At 39.0% G+C, this 19152-nt stretch carries 17 protein-coding genes; 13 read left to right on the top strand and 4 right to left on the bottom strand.

Annotation, left to right across the window (positions count from 1 at the left end; all coding sequences use genetic code 11):
* Window positions 1-27 precede the first annotated feature (27 nt).
* Entirely contained in the window at window positions 28-636 is a 609-nt protein-coding gene (locus BJK46_RS06970) for a DNA-3-methyladenine glycosylase (protein WP_020219785.1), read from the bottom strand.
* Window positions 637-815: 179 nt separating this feature from the next.
* Here BJK46_RS06970 and BJK46_RS06965 point away from each other — a divergent pair, with 179 nt between their 5' ends.
* The 5 genes from BJK46_RS06965 to BJK46_RS06945 all read left to right on the top strand — a co-directional run bounded on the left by BJK46_RS06965 (window position 816) and on the right by BJK46_RS06945 (window position 5442).
* Window positions 816-1502: a DUF805 domain-containing protein gene (locus tag BJK46_RS06965; RefSeq protein ID WP_100006710.1), complete on the top strand. Its 687-nt coding sequence runs from the start codon at window positions 816-818 to the stop codon at window positions 1500-1502.
* 258 nt (window positions 1503-1760) lie between these two features.
* Window positions 1761-2651 carry an ABC transporter ATP-binding protein gene (locus BJK46_RS06960; protein WP_014613121.1) on the top strand — a complete coding sequence of 297 codons (891 nt, stop codon included), beginning with the start codon at window positions 1761-1763 and terminating at the stop codon, window positions 2649-2651.
* A gap of 1 nt (window position 2652) precedes the next feature.
* Window positions 2653-3897 carry an ABC transporter permease gene (locus BJK46_RS06955; protein ID WP_014613122.1) on the top strand — a complete coding sequence of 415 codons (1245 nt, stop codon included), beginning with the start codon at window positions 2653-2655 and terminating at the stop codon, window positions 3895-3897.
* 152 nt (window positions 3898-4049) lie between these two features.
* Entirely contained in the window at window positions 4050-4382 is a 333-nt protein-coding gene (locus BJK46_RS06950; RefSeq protein WP_015729565.1) for a YnfA family protein, read from the top strand.
* A 34-nt stretch (window positions 4383-4416) separates the two neighbouring features.
* Window positions 4417-5442, top strand: coding sequence for an aldose epimerase family protein (locus tag BJK46_RS06945; protein ID WP_014613124.1), 1026 nt, complete (start codon window positions 4417-4419; stop codon window positions 5440-5442).
* A gap of 71 nt (window positions 5443-5513) precedes the next feature.
* On the opposite strand, the gene BJK46_RS06940 is transcribed toward BJK46_RS06945, so the two are convergent.
* Window positions 5514-6173, bottom strand: coding sequence for an MOSC domain-containing protein (locus tag BJK46_RS06940; RefSeq protein ID WP_014613125.1), 660 nt, complete (start codon window positions 6171-6173; stop codon window positions 5514-5516).
* Between the two features lie 125 nt (window positions 6174-6298).
* Between BJK46_RS06940 and rpiA the strand changes: the two genes are divergently transcribed.
* Window positions 6299-6994, top strand: a complete 696-nt coding sequence (rpiA, locus tag BJK46_RS06935) for a ribose 5-phosphate isomerase A (protein ID WP_014613126.1) — start codon at window positions 6299-6301, stop codon at window positions 6992-6994.
* A gap of 109 nt (window positions 6995-7103) precedes the next feature.
* Here rpiA and hutG read toward each other — a convergent pair whose 3' ends face one another.
* Window positions 7104-8033 carry a formimidoylglutamase gene (gene hutG, locus BJK46_RS06930; RefSeq protein WP_014613127.1) on the bottom strand — a complete coding sequence of 310 codons (930 nt, stop codon included), beginning with the start codon at window positions 8031-8033 and terminating at the stop codon, window positions 7104-7106.
* Between the two features lie 405 nt (window positions 8034-8438).
* Between hutG and sdpC the strand changes: the two genes are divergently transcribed.
* Window positions 8439-9323 (top strand): peptidoglycan release complex CPBP-like subunit SdpC, encoded by an 885-nt coding sequence (gene sdpC / locus BJK46_RS06925; RefSeq protein WP_014613128.1) that lies wholly within the window; start codon window positions 8439-8441, stop codon window positions 9321-9323.
* A 188-nt stretch (window positions 9324-9511) separates the two neighbouring features.
* Here the strand turns inward: sdpC and BJK46_RS06920 are convergent, their stop codons facing one another.
* Window positions 9512-10393: a LysR family transcriptional regulator gene (locus BJK46_RS06920; protein ID WP_037542368.1), complete on the bottom strand. Its 882-nt coding sequence runs from the start codon at window positions 10391-10393 to the stop codon at window positions 9512-9514.
* A gap of 199 nt (window positions 10394-10592) precedes the next feature.
* Here BJK46_RS06920 and BJK46_RS06915 point away from each other — a divergent pair, with 199 nt between their 5' ends.
* The 6 genes from BJK46_RS06915 to BJK46_RS06890 all read left to right on the top strand — a co-directional run bounded on the left by BJK46_RS06915 (window position 10593) and on the right by BJK46_RS06890 (window position 19136).
* Complete coding sequence (locus tag BJK46_RS06915; RefSeq protein ID WP_014613130.1) at window positions 10593-11897, top strand: YjiH family protein; 1305 nt, start codon at window positions 10593-10595, stop codon at window positions 11895-11897.
* Between the two features lie 21 nt (window positions 11898-11918).
* Complete coding sequence (gene hutU, locus BJK46_RS06910) at window positions 11919-13583, top strand: urocanate hydratase (RefSeq protein ID WP_161193175.1); 1665 nt, start codon at window positions 11919-11921, stop codon at window positions 13581-13583.
* On the top strand, window positions 13580-14821 hold the full coding sequence (gene hutI / locus BJK46_RS06905; RefSeq protein WP_103263454.1) for an imidazolonepropionase: 1242 nt from the start codon (window positions 13580-13582) through the stop codon (window positions 14819-14821). Before hutU ends, hutI begins: the two co-directional genes overlap by 4 nt.
* 534 nt (window positions 14822-15355) lie before the next feature.
* Entirely contained in the window at window positions 15356-16546 is a 1191-nt protein-coding gene (locus BJK46_RS06900; RefSeq protein WP_240621150.1) for a SulP family inorganic anion transporter, read from the top strand.
* Window positions 16536-17672 (top strand): M20 peptidase aminoacylase family protein, encoded by a 1137-nt coding sequence (locus tag BJK46_RS06895; RefSeq protein WP_014613134.1) that lies wholly within the window; start codon window positions 16536-16538, stop codon window positions 17670-17672. The genes BJK46_RS06900 and BJK46_RS06895 overlap by 11 nt, the downstream gene beginning before the upstream one ends.
* Window positions 17673-17834: 162 nt before the next feature.
* Window positions 17835-19136, top strand: a complete 1302-nt coding sequence (locus BJK46_RS06890; RefSeq protein WP_100006708.1) for a Na+/H+ antiporter NhaC family protein — start codon at window positions 17835-17837, stop codon at window positions 19134-19136.
* Window positions 19137-19152: the final 16 nt, after the last annotated feature.

Below are 19152 nucleotides of genomic sequence, written 5' to 3'. Positions count from 1 at the left end.
TTTGTGTCTTAGCCTCTTCTTTAAATTTTACCGCCACGTCTCTTCAATAGGCGACATCTCACTTTTTCGTCGATGTGATACATACGGGTTCCCTTTAACACTATAACGTAAATGGGCGGCTGTCCAATCGCCTTTATTCGGAATGCCGATACGTGGTCCAATTTCGATTTCTCGCGGAAACTTTCTATTTTTCGTATCAATCTTTAAACGCCCCGTATTCAATTGACTGCCATCAATAGAACGAGGAATTTGCATTGCAGCGGTTAACTTTCCTGGGCCATTCGTTAACGCGTAGCCTTGTCGACCGCGATTACGTTGCATCATTTCAATGCCTGCTTCAGGTTGAATAGCACGGATAAGTACGCCTTCTGGAATACCTTGTTCTTGTGTAACAAAATTGATGAGCAAGTGACGGTGCATGACATGTGCATAAATGGTCCCGCCCTGTTGATAAAGTGATTCGACTTTTGGTGTGCGACGTCCCTGATAGCCATGTGCAGCTTGATCTTTAAAACCTAAATAGGCTTCTGTTTCAACAATATAGCCACTGTAGGTGCTTTCTGGTGCTTCATAAATCAATTGAACCCCAAGTAAGTTTTGAGCGGTTTGAATTGTCGGTGGGTGAATAAAATCCATAGTTGCCTCCATTTTATTTAATTATATGATGCTATTTTACCGGAAATCGCTATAACATTCCAAACGGATCATACGATTTAACTTGGCGGATAAAATGATAAAAAATGATTAATATACTATAGCAATAAAAGTAGAGTATGGTAGACTAGAAGAGAACTACAACTTATTTAAGGAGGTCAATGAATTTGGAGACACCTAAAGTAGGATTTGTTGAAGCATTTAAATTATATTGGACAAACTATGTGAATTTTAAAGGGAGAAGTCGTCGGAGTGAGTATTGGTGGGTCATGTTATGGCATCTCATCATTACGATACCAGCGTTATTTTTAGGTGTGGTTTTAATGTTTATTCCGGTTTTAGGTTGGATTGTTGCAGTCATTTTGTTTCTCGCTATTGGCCTATATGGACTCGCAACAATTATTCCGAATCTCGCATTAACAGTGAGACGGTTTCATGACGTCGGATTTTCGATGTTGATTCCAATTTTATCGTTTATTGTTGGTATTATTTATAATATCGCTAGTGCTTTCACGCAAAAAGAGATGTTGTACCAAAACACATCCACAGGAACTGATGTGAGTATTATTAGTGAATTTGCATTTCTTCCAAACTGGATTGCATACACGTTGATGGCGATCAGTATCATTTTAAGCTTAGTGACGTTTATTGTTTGTTTATTGGATAGTAAAGAACAAGACAATCAATATGGTCCTTCACCGAAATATGGTCGTCAATATGTAGGTGATGATAGAAATCTTGGCAGCATGGCGTATCAACAAAGTCATCGCAATGACACAATGACGCGACAAGGTGAACCGCGTGATATTGAAGAAACAGAAAAGAAAGATGACCCATATCTTTATTAACGAACTGAGTATAAAGACTTTTGCAGTGTTGGTGCTGTAAAAGTCTTTTATTATATTGTTAAAGGTCATGATGATTGAAGGTATGCTGATAAAAGAAAAAAGGTTGAGACATCGAATTTTTCATGTCACATCTCTATTACGTCATTTGTCACATCGATACTTTGTAATTTAAATACGTCATTTTGACAAATATACTTGTCATATTGTAAAGAATAAGTTATATTCAATGTAAGCCAAGTAAAGAAGGAGTGTGTAGCAATGTCATTGAAAATCGAGCAAGTCACGAAGAAATTTGGTCAATTTACCGCAGTGAATCAGATTTCTTTTGAACTTGAAAAAGGGAAAATGTTAGGATTTCTAGGACGCAATGGGGCGGGGAAAACAACAACTTTCCGTATGATTTTAGGATTGTCTGAGCCAACTGAAGGACGTATTACATATAACGGTCGGGTGATTAATCATACCATGTACAATCATATCGGCTATTTACCAGAAGAACGTGGCTTACATCCGAAATTAACAGTGACTGAAGAGTTGACGTATTTAGCGACATTAAAAGGCATGGATAAACCCGCGATTCGTAAAGCGATTGATTATTGGTTGGAACGCTTTAAAATTACTGAAAATCGTCATAAAAAAATTGAAGCACTTTCAAAAGGGAATCAGCAAAAAGTACAATTGTTAGCGAGTATGTTGCATGAACCTGAATTGTTGATTTTAGACGAACCCTTTAGTGGACTCGATCCAGTGAACGTTGAGTTGTTGAAGCAAGCGGTAAAAGATTTGAATGCGCAAGGGACAACAATCATTTTTAGTTCACATCGTATGGAGCATATTGAAGAACTGTGTGATGCGTTGTGCATTTTAAAACGTGGTGAGATGGTCGTTCAAGGTGACATTCCATCTGTCAAAGCAAGTGTCGGCTATAAACGTGTCGTTGTGGATGCACCGTATGATTTATCAGAAGTTGCGTCATTACCAGGTGTATTACATCATAAAGTGGTTAAAACTGAAAACTCCTTCACGGTAACGGATGAAACGGTGGCAGAAGCTATTTTTGAAGTCGTACAACAAAAAGGTTACGCGAAGAGATTTCAATTGATGGAACCGACGATGAACGAAATCTTTATCGAGAAAGTGGGGGATTGAGATGCGTAAGTTTGCTGCTACGTTTAAATTGACGTATTTTAAAAAGTTAAAAGCAAGGTCGTTTATTGTCTCAACTCTCATTATGATGTTGATTATCACAGGCGCGGCGAATTTCGATAAAATTATAAAGCAATTCGATGGTGGCAGTGAAAATGTCGCGATTGTCACACAAGACAACACATTGTATCAACAAGTTAAAGAACAAATGGCGACCATTAATAAAGATGTCCATTATGAAAAACTGTCAGAAGATGAGGCTAAAAAGCAAATCAAACAAGAAAAAATTGATCAAGCGTATGTGATTCATGAAGATAAACAACATGCATTAACAGGGACGATTTTAAGTACATCGTCACCTTCTGACAGTGATAAAGGGACATTACAAGCTATATTGACGCAACTTCAAACGCAAAAAATAGCACAAGATCTCGGTTTACAAGGAGATGACTTGCAAAGGTTACAAAGTCAAAGTCAAATCGACAATACAATCATTCAAAAAGCAGGACAAGAAAATAGTAGTGCGTCTGAGGATGAACAAGATTTCGCAAAAATTATTGCGATGTTAGGCACATTTTTAATGTTCTTTATCGTCTTTAACTATGCACAGCAAATCGCTACAGAAGTGGCTACGGAAAAAACGTCACGTGTGTCAGAAATGATTATTACTAGTGTGAAACCGACAACACATATTATGGCAAAAATTGCAGGCGTATTAGCACTTGCATTTACACAAATCGTTATTTTAGCCCTAACATTTGTAGCAAATTACATTATTTTTGATTTGCAATCGATGTTCGGTTCAGTGAATTTAACGCTCACATCACACTTAACAAGATTGATTGTTTTCGGTGTTATTTTCTTAATTTTGGGCATTTTGAGTTTTGTTATTTTAGCAGCGATACTCGGTAATTTAACTGCCCGTATTGAAGATTTAGCACAATCGTTAATGCCAATGACGTTCTTAATCTTGGCAGCGTTCTATGCAGGTTATTTTGGCTCATTCAATCCTGACAACGTTTTTATTCACATTATGAGTTATGTGCCATTCTTTTCGCCATTCGTGACTTTCTCAAGATTAGCGTTAACGACGACACCAACGTTTGAAGCGATTATCGCAGTTATTATCCATATTGTACTTATCGGTGTATTACTTTTCCTTGCAGCTAAATCATATAAAAATGCAGTATTATCGTTTGAAAAAGGTTGGAAAAATGTATTAAAGCGTGCGTTTCAACGTGAACAGTAAAATTTGAAGTGATGAAGGACTATCGATGCAACTTGTGTCGGTAGTCTTTTTTAATGGTTAGAAATAGGGGTTGCGTGACACATTAAGAAATAATTACCCACTTGTTATTCGGAAACTGATACAATAGAGTAAAAGTAATATGAGGTGAAGAAGTGAACTTTTTATATTCCACAGCAATTTTTATCATAGCGGGGTTGTGTGAAATTGGCGGTGGGTATCTCATATGGCTATGGCTACGTGCGGATCGTCCATTTTGGCTTGGATGGATAGGGGGAATCGTATTGATTTTATACGGTATCGTTGCGACTTTCCAAACATTTCCTACTTTTGGACGTGTGTATGCAGCTTATGGTGGCGTTTTTATCGTCATGAGTCTATTATGGGCGTATTGGATTGATAAAGAGCCACCAGATAAATTTGATATCATCGGCGGCGTGGTTTGTATCATAGGGGTTTTAATCATGGTGTTGCCGGCAAGAGGGTAAACCTTGGGAGAGCGTAAAGGAGTAAAGAATCGCAATGAATATTAACATTGAACAACAATCTAACGGAATTGAACTCATTAAGATTGAAAATAAGGAAAGTAAAATTGTTTTCATGAATTATGGGGCGCGCATTGTCAGTTGGAAAATTGGAGATAATAACATTGTACTGGGGAATGAAGTGGAAGCGGATGAATTTTATCCTCACAATCCATTTTATTTCGGTGCAACGGTTGGACGTTTTGGGGGACGTATTGCGAAAGGTCAATTTGAATTAAATGGACAAACATATCAATTAGAACAAAATGATGGTGACAATCATTTACATGGCGGACTACAAGGATTATCTAACCGCTTATTTGATTATGAAATCATTGAAAGCGAAACTGAAGAAAGCGCGCAAGTTTATTTTACGACTACAGTGAAGCAGGATGAAGATCATTACCCGGGAAATATAGACATTAAAGTCGTGTTTACGTATGATGCTTCGAAAACGTGGACAGTTGAATATTTTGCGGAGTCTGATGCGGATACATTGTTCAACCCGATGAACCACGTTTACTTTAATTTGAATCGTGACAACAAAGTTGTGGATAATCACGTCATTGCAAGTGAAAAACTACAGATGTTTCCTTTGGACGCGTCGGGTATGCCAGTGTTAGAGCCGGTTGATTTAGCAGCAATAATGGGCAGTCATGAAATTGAACTTGCGACATTATTCAATACCGGAGATGTCCATATTCAACAACAAGTCACAACGCGTGGTGGTCTCGATCATCCATTTGAAGTGAAGGATGGCAAGATGACGATTTCAAACCGTGACTTAGTATTACATGTTGAGACAGATGCACCACAAATTGTGATGTACACGTTAAATGATTCTGAAGATTGGAAAAGCCGTATGAATATTTTTAAACCACATTCAGGGATTACGATAGAAACACAAAGCATACCGAACGATATTAATCTTTTAGGTACATCAGCACATTCAGTGTTAAAAGCGCATACACCTTTTTACTCTAAAACAAGTTATCATGTGGAATTAAAGCCAAGAAACGCATAGACTTTTTATGAATAAGCATGAAAAAGTTGGGCAACTTCATTGTGACCCAGCTTTTTTCATACATCTTTCATTTATTTCATTGTGGCTTGTGCGAGCATTTTTTCTAATACGCTTTTTCGTTTTTCTGTGAGGTAAGGGTTGTTGAGTGCATAAGCAATACGTTCTTTGTTTTTTCTATCATTGTAGTAAATGTCATTTAACTCTTGCACAGATAAACGCGTAGGTTCAGGTGCATGTTGGACTAACGATAAATTACTGTTTGGAGAAACGAAGCCTTCTTTAATCACACGGAAATAACAGCCAGTTTTTCCTGATTTTGACATGTCTTTAACGAGTTGAGAATAGCCATATTTGCTTTGAAGTTTCCAGCATGGCTCGCGAATTTCTGACACTTCGATAATCGCTTCACCTAAACGATATTGATCACCGAAAAAGAGTTCTGTTTCATCAATAGCGTACACAGTAATGTTCTCGCCAAATAGCGCTGAATCAGGTAAGGGTTGAATCACGTCTTGCCACATGGCATAGTTCGATTTACTGTATAAACAAACCGCTTTGTCGGGACCGCCATGATCTTTGTACTCTTGTTCATCTTCTAAAAATCCTGTCCGAGAAAGCCACATTTTTTCTTGGATGGGCTTTTTATTCAAAGCACTTTTCATAGGACGTCTGTCTTCGTATTGCAATGATTCGATTTTGCCAGTCGATATCGCATAAATTGCATAATTCATTGAAATCACCCTCAATCCTAGTCTTACTTTAATTTTAGCCTAATTTGTTGCGTTCGTCATGGTTTTTCGGCGTAAATGTTGTACAATAATGTTAATATAATAAGTCACAATGAAGGAGTGGGCTCATGAGTAATAAGCAGCTTAAATTAATGACGCTAGATGAAGCTGTTAGTCGTATTGAAGACGGCATGACGGTTGGGATTGGCACAGGCAGTACAGTAGAGTTACTTGTGCCTAAAATTGCGGGATTGATTCATGAAAAGGGGTACCAATTGATTGGCGTGTGTACATCAGAACGCACAGAAAATCAAGCAAAATCATTGAACATTCCAATTGCACATATTAATGACGTACAACATATCGATATCGCGATAGACGGTGCTGACGAAATCGATCCAAAACTGAACTTGATTAAAGGTGGCGGTGGTGCATTGTTCCGTGAAAAAGTCGTGGATACTTTCGCTGACCGATTTATCGTCATTGCTGACCAATCGAAACTGGTTGATTATTTAGGTCAAACTTTTAAATTGCCAGTTGAAGTAGACCGCTTTAATTGGAAACAAGTGGCACAGTTAATTGAAAAAAAATATGAAATTGAAGTGACACGTCGAATGATGGAACATACACCGTTTATTACAGATAACGGTAACTATATTTTAGATTGTGCTTTAAATCGAGAAATTGATCCGTATCAAGTGCATGAGTTTTTAATCCATCTCGTTGGTGTATTGGAGACAGGTTACTTTTTAGATACAGTAGAAGAAGCGATTGTGGGAACGGAACAAGGCGTGAAACTCATTAAACTGTCAGATATTAAATAAAAATTATAGGAGGAGGCTGGGATTCAGGTGAAGTTATCCCAGCCTTTACTATATATCATCAACGTTACAAAAACACATAGTATTCAACAACGATGACTTCATCTTTTCATTAACAGTGGATGAAATGTCCTAAAAAGTGTGCTGCCAACTTTGCTGTACGTTGATCGATATCATATTTTGGATTAGTTTCTGCAATACTGATTGAAGTGACTTTGTCAGATTGTAAAATACGGCGTCCAAGCTCTAAAACAGTGTAAGGTGTGAGTCCAAGAACCGCATTCGCACTGACACCTGGGGCATAAGCACTATCAATGACATCCATACAAATTGTAAATAAAATGACGTCGTGTTGGTTGATGAAATGATCGAGTTTATCTTTGACTGGCGGACAAATTTGACCCATTAATTCTTCTGCAAGGACATATTGCGTATTTGTTTTGTCAGCGTAATCGAACAAGGCTTGTGTATTGCTTGTACGCTGAATGCCTAACACGAAATAGTCTAAATGCTCATCTTCTGTTAACATTTGATGAAAACTTGTCCCAGATGTAGAATAACCTTCTTGTCGATTGTCAAAATGCGCATCGATGTTAATCACACCGATCGATTGTTCTGGATAAGCTTCACGAACACCAAGATATTGTGCGTACGCAATATCATGTCCGCCTCCGAGTAGAAATGTGCGGTGATGATGACGTAATAATTGTGCAACATAATGACCGTACGCTTGTTGAGAGGTGATTAAATCTTCGGCCGAGTGTGTCCAGTTGCCATATTCGATTATGTTTAAATCTGTTGAAGCGGGCAAACCTGCAAATGCACTTTTAATCGCATCCGGGCCTTCACTTGCGCCCACACGACCTTTATTTAAGCGCACACCTTCATCGATTGCATATCCCAATAACGCAATGTCTCCATCTTGAGGTGCTTCATGTTCAAGGTCGACAAATTGGACAGTTTGAAAATGACGGAATGCTTGGCGGTCTATCTCACTGTCTAGACGACCTGTCCACAACTTTTGATTTGGTTTTTGATACATAAATCGGACCCCTTTCATATTCACTAACAATTAGTGATAACCCATGTGTCACTTCCATGCTACTATTTTTAAAACATAAATTCCAAGAAAAAAGTAAGCGCTTTAAATCAAAGGGATGATAGAAAAGGGCAAGTTAAACAAAATACTATATCAATAGCATCTAAAATTTCTATGTCCCATTCGGTCACTGTTATTCTTGAAAACTTTGAACAAATCATCTCGCTTATATTACAATTCAATGATATTTAACAGCTACTAATTTATTTCTTTTCCATAAATGGTTATAATGTACCTTAGATTCTATGACTTGATATTCGTCCAACAGACATTAGTAATAAGAACCTTAACTGGACTACCTCATGCATACGAACATTAATAGTGATTGTTTAATATGGAGGATTAATTATGAATCGAACGCGTATCTCTGGCTTTCAGTGGGCATTGACGATTTTTGTGTTTTTTATCTTATCCTATGCAACGCCTATCATATTACAGGATTTTCAAAAAGCGTCGGGATTCAAATCATTTGTATTTTCTCTAAATTCATTGGGCCCATTTATCGCAGCAGTATTATGTATATTAATATTTAAAAATAAAAAAGAACAAGTCGCTGGTTTAAAACTTACAATCAATTTAAAAGTGATCGAGCGATTGTTGATTGCTTTTACGTTACCGCTCATTATTTTTATGATTGGCATGTATGTTTTTAACACGTATGCCGACAGCTTTATTTTATTACAGTCTAAAGATTTATCCGAAACGATTTGGACGATTTTAATTGGTCATATACTCATGGCTTTTTTCATTGAATTTGGATTTCGTTCTTATCTTTTAAATATGGTTGAAATCAAATTACCGCACTTTTTCTCAAATATTGTAGTGAGTGTGTTGTATTTAATTTGGGATGTCAATACGGCTTTCGGTATGCCTTACACGATGTACAGTGCCATTTACGTCTTTGCGTTTTCGATGATCGCAGGTGAATTAGTGCGTGGTACAGGTGGTCGTTCGATTTACGTGGCAACATTGTTTCATGCAAGTATGACATTCGCAAAAGTGTTCTTTTTCAGCGAAGAAATTGGCGATGTCTTCTCCATGAAAGTATTGGCTTATTCAACGGCTAGTGTCGCAATTGTCGTTGTTGTATTAGGTTTAATCATGCGTTTATTCTCTCCTCGCAAAAAAGGGGAAGACGATGATACACCCATGTTAATGGATACGACGACAGAAGGTGAAAAAGTAGAAACTGAGCAAGAAGTTGAAGTAGCATCAACAAAAGAAGAGAAATAACTTTTTGAAGAACACCTCTTAATATAGGGGTGTTTTTTATTTGGGGAGCTGTCCAAAAATTTCCTATGCAACAAAAATTTCGTCGTACTGTCCCTGCAAGACTGACTCGACTTCTCATGTGTCCGTTTCGTCTGCCACCTTGTTCTTCTCCACTGATTGATTTCAATTAAATTCCCGCTACCACTATTTTATACTTTTCTTTCGATGTTCCAATATTCACAACATGCATCGACTAAATTAAAGACGTGTTGATTGTATTCGCGTTTTTTTGAGTAATTCAGATAAATCGTTCTTTTAATGTTAGGACGAATTTTAATCGCACTCAGTTGAAATGTTGAATATGACTGATAATACATTTGTGGGATAACTGCATAGCCCATACCTTGATGTACAAAATTGGTCGCTGTTTCAAAACGGTCCACTTCCATGATGATATGGGGGCGTTCATCTAAACGTGTAAAATAGTCATCGATATGCTTGCGAACTTGATAGCCACGGTTAGGAACGATGAGAGGTAAGTTTTTAATCGACACTGATTTTTGATTTCCAAAGGCATTCTGTGGCGTGAGCACAACATAATCTTCTTGATATAACGGGAGTGAGATGATTCCGTCGTGACGAATTTGGTCGTTCGATAAGCCTAAGTGAACATCAAAGTTAATCAATTTTTGTGCCAATTGGTTAGGATCTAATATTTCCGTGATTTGATAATGTTGCTCTGGATGAGCATTTTGATGTGTTTGTATAACCGTCGATACCCAACGCGCAGTGGATTCAATGATGGCCATTTTAATTTTAGGGGTTTGACTCATTTTTAAATCATACATTTTTTCAATGGACTGATGATAATGTTTCACAAGTTCCACTGCTTCGTTATAAAACTGAATGCCTTTTTCGGTGATTGAAATTTCTTTCGTTGTTCTTTTTAACAGTTGATACCCTAAATCACGTTCCATTTTTTTAATCGTTGCGGTCAATGAAGGTTGGCTAATGTGTAAAGCTTGCGCAGCTTTTGTGAAGCTATTTTGATGCACGATTTCGATAAAGTATTCTAACTGGATTACTTTCATTATGGCCTCCTTATTATAGTTTGAAGCTATAAGTGATTAGTTTATTTATATTAGTTATTAATAGCTTAGCATATTACAATAGAGTTAGTCAGTAACAGCGCATAATCAAATGACAGAATAATGAAAAATAAAGCAAGACTAAGGGGAGAGGTCGTTATTTTGTGTAGGATTCACAACGCAAAGGGGGAGAAATGTTGGGATGAAACATCAAACTGTTAAGGGTAACCAGATGTGGCGTTTTTGGGTTTTAAGTTCGATAGGTGTGATTTGTTTCTTTGTACCTTTTCAAATTAACGGGGTACAAACGATTATTGTCGATCATGTTCATTTAGCAATACGCGCAGGCCTCAAAAGTGTGATGCCTTATATTGCTCTAACCATGATTTTAATTGGCGCAATTTTACCAATCTATCGTAAGGATTATCGGAAAACGAAGACCGATTTTGTCATTGTTTTGGCTAAAGTTTTAGGGGCTGTGATCGGCGTTATGTACGTGTTTCATATTGGACCGAAAATTTTGTTTGAAGTACAATATGGACCGTTTTTGTTCGATAAATTGATGTTGCCACTAAGCATTTTAATTCCAGTCGGTGCCATCGCTTTATCATTGTTAGTAGGATATGGCTTGCTGGAGTTTATCGGTGTGTTAATGCAACCCATCATGCGCAAAGTGTTTAACACACCAGGTGAATCCGCGATTGATGCGGTCGCGTCGTTTGTAGGGAGTTATTCGCTCGGTCTGTTAATTACAAATCGTGTGTACAAACAAGGTGTTTACAACTACCGAGAAGCATTAATCATTGCGACAGGATTTTCGACAGTATCGGCAACATTTATGGTCATCGTGGCACGTACACTTGATTTAATGGCACATTGGAATTTGTATTTCTGGAGCTGTTTAGTCATCACATTCGTTGTGACAGCTATTTCGACATATTTGCCGCCGATTTCAAAAGCGTCGAAAGCCTACTATAACAATCAACAGCCACCTACAAAACCTAAAGAAGAAGGCACACGTATTCAACAAGCATGGCTCGCAGTGAAAAGACAATCACATCAAGCGACACCATTGTTTAAAAATATGTGGACTCATTTTGCTGAAGGGCTCGAAATGACAGTCGCGATATTACCGTCCATTTTATCGATTGGTTTTATTGGTTTATTGTTAGCGAACTTTACACCGGTTATTGACATACTGAGTTACATTTTTTATCCATTTATTTATATTTTTCCGATTGCAGAAAAAGCATTATTAGCGAAGGCGTCTGCAATATCGGTCATTGAAATGTTTTTACCATCGTTACTTGTCGTTAAAGCAACGATTGAAGTTAAATTTGTAGTGGCAATTACGAGTGTATCAGCAATTATATTCTTTTCAGCGCTTGTACCGTGTATTTTAGCTACAGAAATTAAAGTTCCGATTTGGCAATTGTTATTGATTTGGTTTGTGCGTGTGACAATAACTTTATTAATTACTATTCCGTTAAGTCTAATTATTTTTTAAATGAAAGGGAGAAGTCTTATGGTGAGAAATATTCAAGCAAAAAAAGGTTTAGAAATCGAATGTAAAGGTTGGGAACAAGAAGCAGTTTTACGAATGTTGTACAACAACTTAGATCCGGAAGTAGCTGAACATCCGGAACGTCTTGTCGTTTATGGTGGCATTGGTAAAGCAGCGCGTAACTGGGAAGCATTTGATGCGATTGTCGATACATTACGTCGCTTAGAAAATGATGAGACAATGTTAGTGCAATCTGGTAAACCTGTTGCTGTATTTAAAACGCATGAAGAAGCACCACGTGTACTTTTATCAAACTCTGTGCTCGTACCAAAATGGGCAACTTGGGATCATTTCCATGAATTAGATAAAAAGGGCTTAATGATGTACGGCCAAATGACAGCGGGTAGTTGGATTTACATTGGTTCACAAGGTATTGTGCAAGGTACGTACGAAACTTTTGCGGAATTAGCGAATCAACATTTCAATGGCTCATTAAAAGGTACAATTACATTAACTGCTGGATTAGGCGGTATGGGTGGAGCACAACCGCTTGCTGTTACGATGAATGGCGGTGTCGTTATTGGCGTAGATGTTGACCCAACACGTATTCAAAAACGTATCGACACGCGTTACTGTGACACGATTACACATTCATTAGATGAAGCTTTAGAAAAAGCTGAGAAAGCGAAAAAAGAAGGGCGTGCCATTGCAATTGGATTAGTCGGTAACGCGGCGGAAGTCCATCACGAAATTTTAAAACGTGGCTTCAAAATTGATATTGTGACGGACCAAACATCTGCTCACGATCCACTTAATGGTTATGTGCCTGAAGGGTATAGTTTAGAAGAAGCGGCAGCATTAAGAGATAGTGATCCTGCAAAGTATGTCACATTATCAAAACGATCTATGAAAAAACACGTTGAAGCAATGTTACAATTCCAAAAAAATGGTGCGATTGCATTCGACTATGGTAACAATATTCGCCAAGTCGCATTTGATGAAGGCTTAGAAAACGCATTTGATTTCCCAGGTTTCGTACCGGCATATATTCGCCCGTTATTCTGTGAAGGTAAAGGACCATTCCGTTTCGCAGCATTATCTGGAGATCCAAAAGATATTGAACGTGCGGACCAATTAATGCGTGAATTATTCCCAGAAGATGAAAAATTAATGCGTTGGCTAGATATGGCAAGTGAAAAAATCGCATTCCAAGGGCTGCCGTCAAGAATCGCATGGCTCGGTTATGGCGAACGTGCAAAAATGGGCTTAGCCTTAAATGAACTTGTGCGTACTGGCGAAATTTCTGCACCAATCGTTATCGGTCGTGACCATTTAGATTCAGGTTCAGTAGCATCACCAAACCGTGAAACTGAAGCGATGTTAGACGGTTCAGATGCTGTAGGGGACTGGGCAATTTTAAATGCATTAATTAACACAGCAGCTGGAGGTTCATGGATTTCAGTTCACCATGGGGGCGGCGTAGGTATGGGCTATTCATTACACGCAGGCATGGTAGTTGTTGCAGATGGTTCAGAACGTGCAGACAGAAGATTAGGACGTGTATTAACGACAGATCCGGGTATGGGTGTAGTGCGACATGCAGATGCGGGCTATGAAAAAGCGATTGAAACTGCCAAAACTCGTGGCGTTGATATGCCTATGATCACTAAGGAGGTAGAAACAGAATGACTTATGATTTACTGATTCAAAATATTAAAGAATTGATTTTACCAGTAACGACAGAGCGCCCTTTAAAAGGTAAAGATTTGGATGAATTAAATGTTGTCAAGCACGGTACAGTCGTGGTACATGAAGGGAAAATTGTCTATGCAGGGCCTTATACTGAAGGCTACGAAGCACGCAACACAATTGATGCTTCTGACCGCGTTGTTTCACCCGCGCTTGTTGACGCACACACACATTTAGTTCATGGTGGCTCACGTGAACACGAAATGGCGTTAAAACGTCAAGGCAAATCATATTTAGAAATACTTGAATCAGGTGGCGGTATTTTATCAACAGTAGAAGCGACACGCCAAGCGACCGAAGATGAACTATTTAAAAAGGCTGAATATGATTTATTAACGATGGTGCATCATGGTGTATTAGCTGTAGAAAGTAAAAGTGGATACGGCTTAAACAAAGAAAACGAATTGAAACAATTGCGCGTTTCTAAACGTTTAGAAGAAAAATATGGTTTGAAAATGCGTCATACTTTTTTAGGACCACATGCTATTCCAAAAGAAGCATCGTCACAAGCAGACTTCTTACAAGAAATGATTGATTTATTACCAGAAGCGAAAAAATACGCAGACTTTGCAGATATTTTCTGTGAAACGGGTGTATTTACGTTAGAAGAATCAAAACGTTATATGGAAGCAGCGAAAGAACTGGGCTTAAGAGTGAAAATTCATGCAGATGAAATCGATCCACTCGGTGGTTTAGGCTTAGCGATTGAAGAAGATGCCATTTCTGCAGATCACCTCGTTGCATCAAGTGATAAAGACAAAGCGAACTTAAAAGATTCTGACACAGTAGCGGTATTATTACCAGGCACAACGTTCTACTTGGACAAAGAAAGTTATGCAGACGCTCGCGGCATGTTAGACAATAACGGTGCCATTGCGATTGCGACAGACTACAACCCAGGTAGCTGTGTCACAAACAATTTACAAATGGTGATGGCGATTGCATCATTAAAATTAAAATTATCACCAGCCGAAATTTGGAACGCAGTCACAGTCAATGCAGCAAAAGCCATCGATGTGGACGCGGGTACGATTAACGAAGGCGACGATGCGAATATCGTCATTTGGCGCGCACCTAACCATGAATACATTCCGTATCATTACGGTGTGAACCATGTTGAAAAAGTCATTCAAAACGGACGTGTCATCGTTGACCGCCAACCACAACTATTAACATAAGCATAATGACAATAAACGAAGCGGATAAATACCTTGTATAAGAGGTTGCCATCCGCTTCATCTTTTTGTGAAATGCAGCACGCGCTGAATATGATAGGAACAGAAACGACGCCGTTGACTCCTCCCAAAATCCAATTTGGCTACCATCAAGTGTACATTTTAATCAAGCCAAATTGAGTTGAGGCAAGTCCAATCTCACTCTTTCCCATAAAGCGTGAAGTGTTTTTGGAACGCTGAATAACAATACTGTAGCGATACGATTGCCGAAATCGTGCGAGACTCCTGAGGCATCAGCTGAAACGGAAAATTCAATTCGGCTTCCACCAGGTGCTCATCCCAATCGAGCCGAATTGAGTTGGAGTTTCAGCGCCTCGGAAAGCGCAGCACGGTTTAAGCAATCGTTAGATTATGCTCAACGCAATTGTAAACATAACAACCATGTATCAAAACCATCACCCAAAACCTAAAATAATCAACAAATCCCGATTGCTTTGATATAATATAATGCAATATAAGGGAGTCGGGGGGATGGAGATGCATCACACAATCCAAAATTACCTCACAAGCTGGAGAGAACACACTTTCCAAAACATCACAGCAGGCTTACTGGTTGCTCTAGCTATGGTGGCAGGTGCTATCGCATTTTCATTTATCGCTGGCGTTGGCCCAACAGTCGGCATATTCAGTACCGCACTCATGCTCATCGGAATCAGTTTTTTAGGTTCCCGCACATTAATGGTTTCTTCGCCGAGTAGTGGGGTCTCCATTGTCGCTGTGTTAATCACCTCAATGTATGGCCAGCAGATGCTCGTTGCAGCGATGCTCATCATGGGCATATTTCAAATCATATTCGCATTTTGTCGTGTGGATAAAGCGATACATAAAATTCCAGTACCGGTCGTTGTTGGATTTATGAATGCGTTAGCTTATTTATTATTTACCTCGCAACTAAAACATATTTTGGGTCACAATCTATCGACATACCTCTTTGCAGTGCTCAGTTTAATCATGATATTTTTCATTCCGCATATCACAGAACGTATCCCTGCTGCACTCATTATGATTGTCGTTTTATCCATCGCGGCCAAAATGTTTCATGTCGACTTAATGGTCGTACAAGATTTAGCGTATATCCAATTCGAAATGCCAACGCTCGGGTTACCTCAAGTTGATTTAACAGGGTGGATAGTTGTAGAACTCATCATTTTTGGCCTAATGTTAGCAATTGTCGCAACAATTCAAACGAGTTTAACAGCGCGAATGGTCGATCAGCTAACAAAAACCGCTAGCAGTCTCAATCGTGAATCATTTGGTCAAGGGCTTACAAATTTCATCATTTGTTTATTTGGGGGGCTTGCGGGAAGTGCGTTAGTGGGACAGTCGAAATATAACCTTAAATTAGGTGCAACGTCACGACTTTCAACTTTGGCAGCAGGTATCGTGATGTTGTTATTTTTAGTGTTATTAAGTCCACTCGTCGGCAACATTCCTATGGTCGTGTTAGCTATCGTTTTGACACGTATTGCGATGAACGCTTTTGACCGTCAAACATTGCGGTATATTGTCGAGCGACGTTGGACAGAATTCATGATTATGCTCATTACTTTTTTATTGATTGTCACCGCGCATAATTTAGCACTCGGGGTAGTCGTCGGCACAGCGGTTTATTATAGTTATCAACGGATTCAAAAATTTCGAAAAGGAAGGGATCAACATGGCAGCTGATTTAAAACAATTAATTGAATGGAGAAGATGGTTTCATCAAAATCCAGAACTTTCCAATGAAGAATTTCAAACAACAGCACGGTTACGAGAAATTTTAGAAAGTTACGATATTCGAATACTCGACTTACCGTTAAAGGTCGGGCTTATCGCAGAAGTAGGGCAAGGGGAAGAAATGATTGCGATTCGCTCAGACATTGACGCGTTACCCATTAATGAAAAAACAAACTTAGCGTATCAATCACAAAATGATAATGTGATGCATGCGTGTGGTCACGATATTCATATGGCTTCTATTCTCGGTACAGCAGTGAAATTGAAAGAGATGGAATCAGAATTGCCGGGACGTGTCCGTATTATTTTCCAATCTGCTGAAGAAACAGGTGATGGGGCACCCGCTGTCGTTCAGACAGGCGCATTAGATGGGGCGTTAGCGATTCTTGGCTTCCACAATGCACCAATGATAAAAGTCGGTGAATGGCGTGCAAAATCGGGGCATTTAACGTCAAATGTCGATCGTTTCAACATTCGTATTCAAGGTCGAGGCGCGCACGCAGCAATGCCTCAAGATTCAGTAGACCCGCAAATCGTCTTAGGACAACTTATTTTAAGCTTACAAACGATCGTGAGTCGCAACATTGCGCCTTATGAGGAAGCGGTCGTCACGATAGGTCAAATTCATAGCGGTCATACGTGGAATGTTATCCCTCAAGAAGCGATGGTAGAAGGGACAGTTCGCAGTTTTAAAGCAGATATTCGTGACCAAGTTGAAGACAGAATGACCCAAATTTGTGAAGGATTAGAAAAACAGTTTAATGTGAAGATTGATTTGGATTATCACCGTTTAACTGCCTCTGTCATCAATGATGAAACGTTACAAAATTTAGCGTTGGAAGTGGCACAATCAGTCGGTTATGAGACAGAAGTGTTACCGCGCGCACTAACGATAGGTGAAGATTTCTCAGGTTATCAAGCTGTGGCACCTGTTCATTTTGCGATGATTGGCTCAGACAGTGAATACCCACTGCATCACGAACAATTCCAGCCGAACGAACAAATTTTAGATAAAGTACCTGATTATTTTATTGCGTTCATTCAGCGTTTATGGGATGAACATTTAAGACGTTGACGGTCACAATGTTTTCATGTATTGTTTAACAGTAAAATTCAATTTTTCAAATGTCATTAAAAATGATTTTTTGCTTTTATAAAAGATATAAAAATAAAGTGAAGGACAAGTAGATCACACATATTCAAACAGGTGATTTGCTTTTCGTTAAGGAGATTTTTTATGTTAGAACAAGAGCATGAGCACAGTAGTCCATGGGCGCTCATTCCGTTAGTCGTATTTATTAGTATCTTTTTAGGTGCAGGTATCATCACGAAAGACTTTACTTTTATGCCGTTAAATGTTGCCGCGATTATCGGTGTCGTTGTGGCGTTAATGATGAACCGACGCGAAACATTTATGTCAAAGGTAGAAGTTTTTGCACGTCAAGCAGGACACGCTAATATTGTGTTGATGATGTTTATCTTTTTGCTTGCAGGGGCCTTTTCAAAAACAACTGAAGCGATGGGCGGTGTGACTTCCATTGTCAATTTAGGGTTATCATTTATCCCGCAAAATTTCTTGATCGTCGGACTTTTTATCATTTGTATGTTTATTTCTATTTCGATGGGGACGTCGGTAGGGACTGTAGCAGCGATTGCACCTGTGGGATTCGGTATTAGTGAAGCAACAGAAATCCCTGCTGCATTTGCGATGGCGACAGTGGTTGGTGGTGCAATGTTTGGCGATAACTTGTCCATGATTTCAGATACAACGATTGCCGCAGTCCGCACGCAAAAGACGCAAATGAGCGATAAATTTAAAGTGAACTTTCGTATCGTTGTGCCGGGTGCTATCGTCACGATTTTCGTTTTATGGTGGCTTTCTCACGGTTATGATGTGACACAAACGAAAACGTACGACTTCGAATGGGTTAAAGTGGTTCCGTACTTACTCGTATTAATTTTGGCGGTTATCGGTATTAACGTTGTGTTAGTGTTGTTAGGAGGCATTTTGTTATCGTCTCTAATTGGCTTGATTGATGGTTCATTTGACTTAGGAGGCCTATTGAAAGCAGCGTCAGAAGGCGTTCTTGGTATGCAAGACATTGCGATGATTGCATTACTCATCGGTGGTATGATAGGTCTCGTTGAACATCACGGGGGGATTACATGGCTGTTAAATTTCGTTAAACAACGCGTTAAAACACGACGTGGTGCAGAACTAGGTATCGCGAGCCTTGTCAGTGTTGCTGATATTTCGACAGCGAATAATACGATTTCGATTATTATGGCAGGTCCACTTGCGAAGGACATTGCGGAAGAATATGATATTGATCCGAGAAAATCGGCGAGTTTGTTAGATATATTTGGCAGTGCATTTCAAGGCTTTGTTCCTTATAGTCCACAGCTCATTGCAGCAGCCGGTGTAGCGAGCATTTCACCTGTGACGTTGTTGCCGTATTCCATTTACCCTGTGATGCTTGCGATTTGTGGGATTATCGCCATTCTGTTTAATCTACCGCGCTTACGTTCTCATCGCTAATTGGTTTTAGAGTGAA

Origin of the sequence: Staphylococcus pseudintermedius (assembly GCF_001792775.2) — a bacterium.
GTDB lineage: Bacteria > Bacillota > Bacilli > Staphylococcales > Staphylococcaceae > Staphylococcus > Staphylococcus pseudintermedius.
This window is presented reverse-complemented; position numbering and strand designations above follow the sequence as displayed.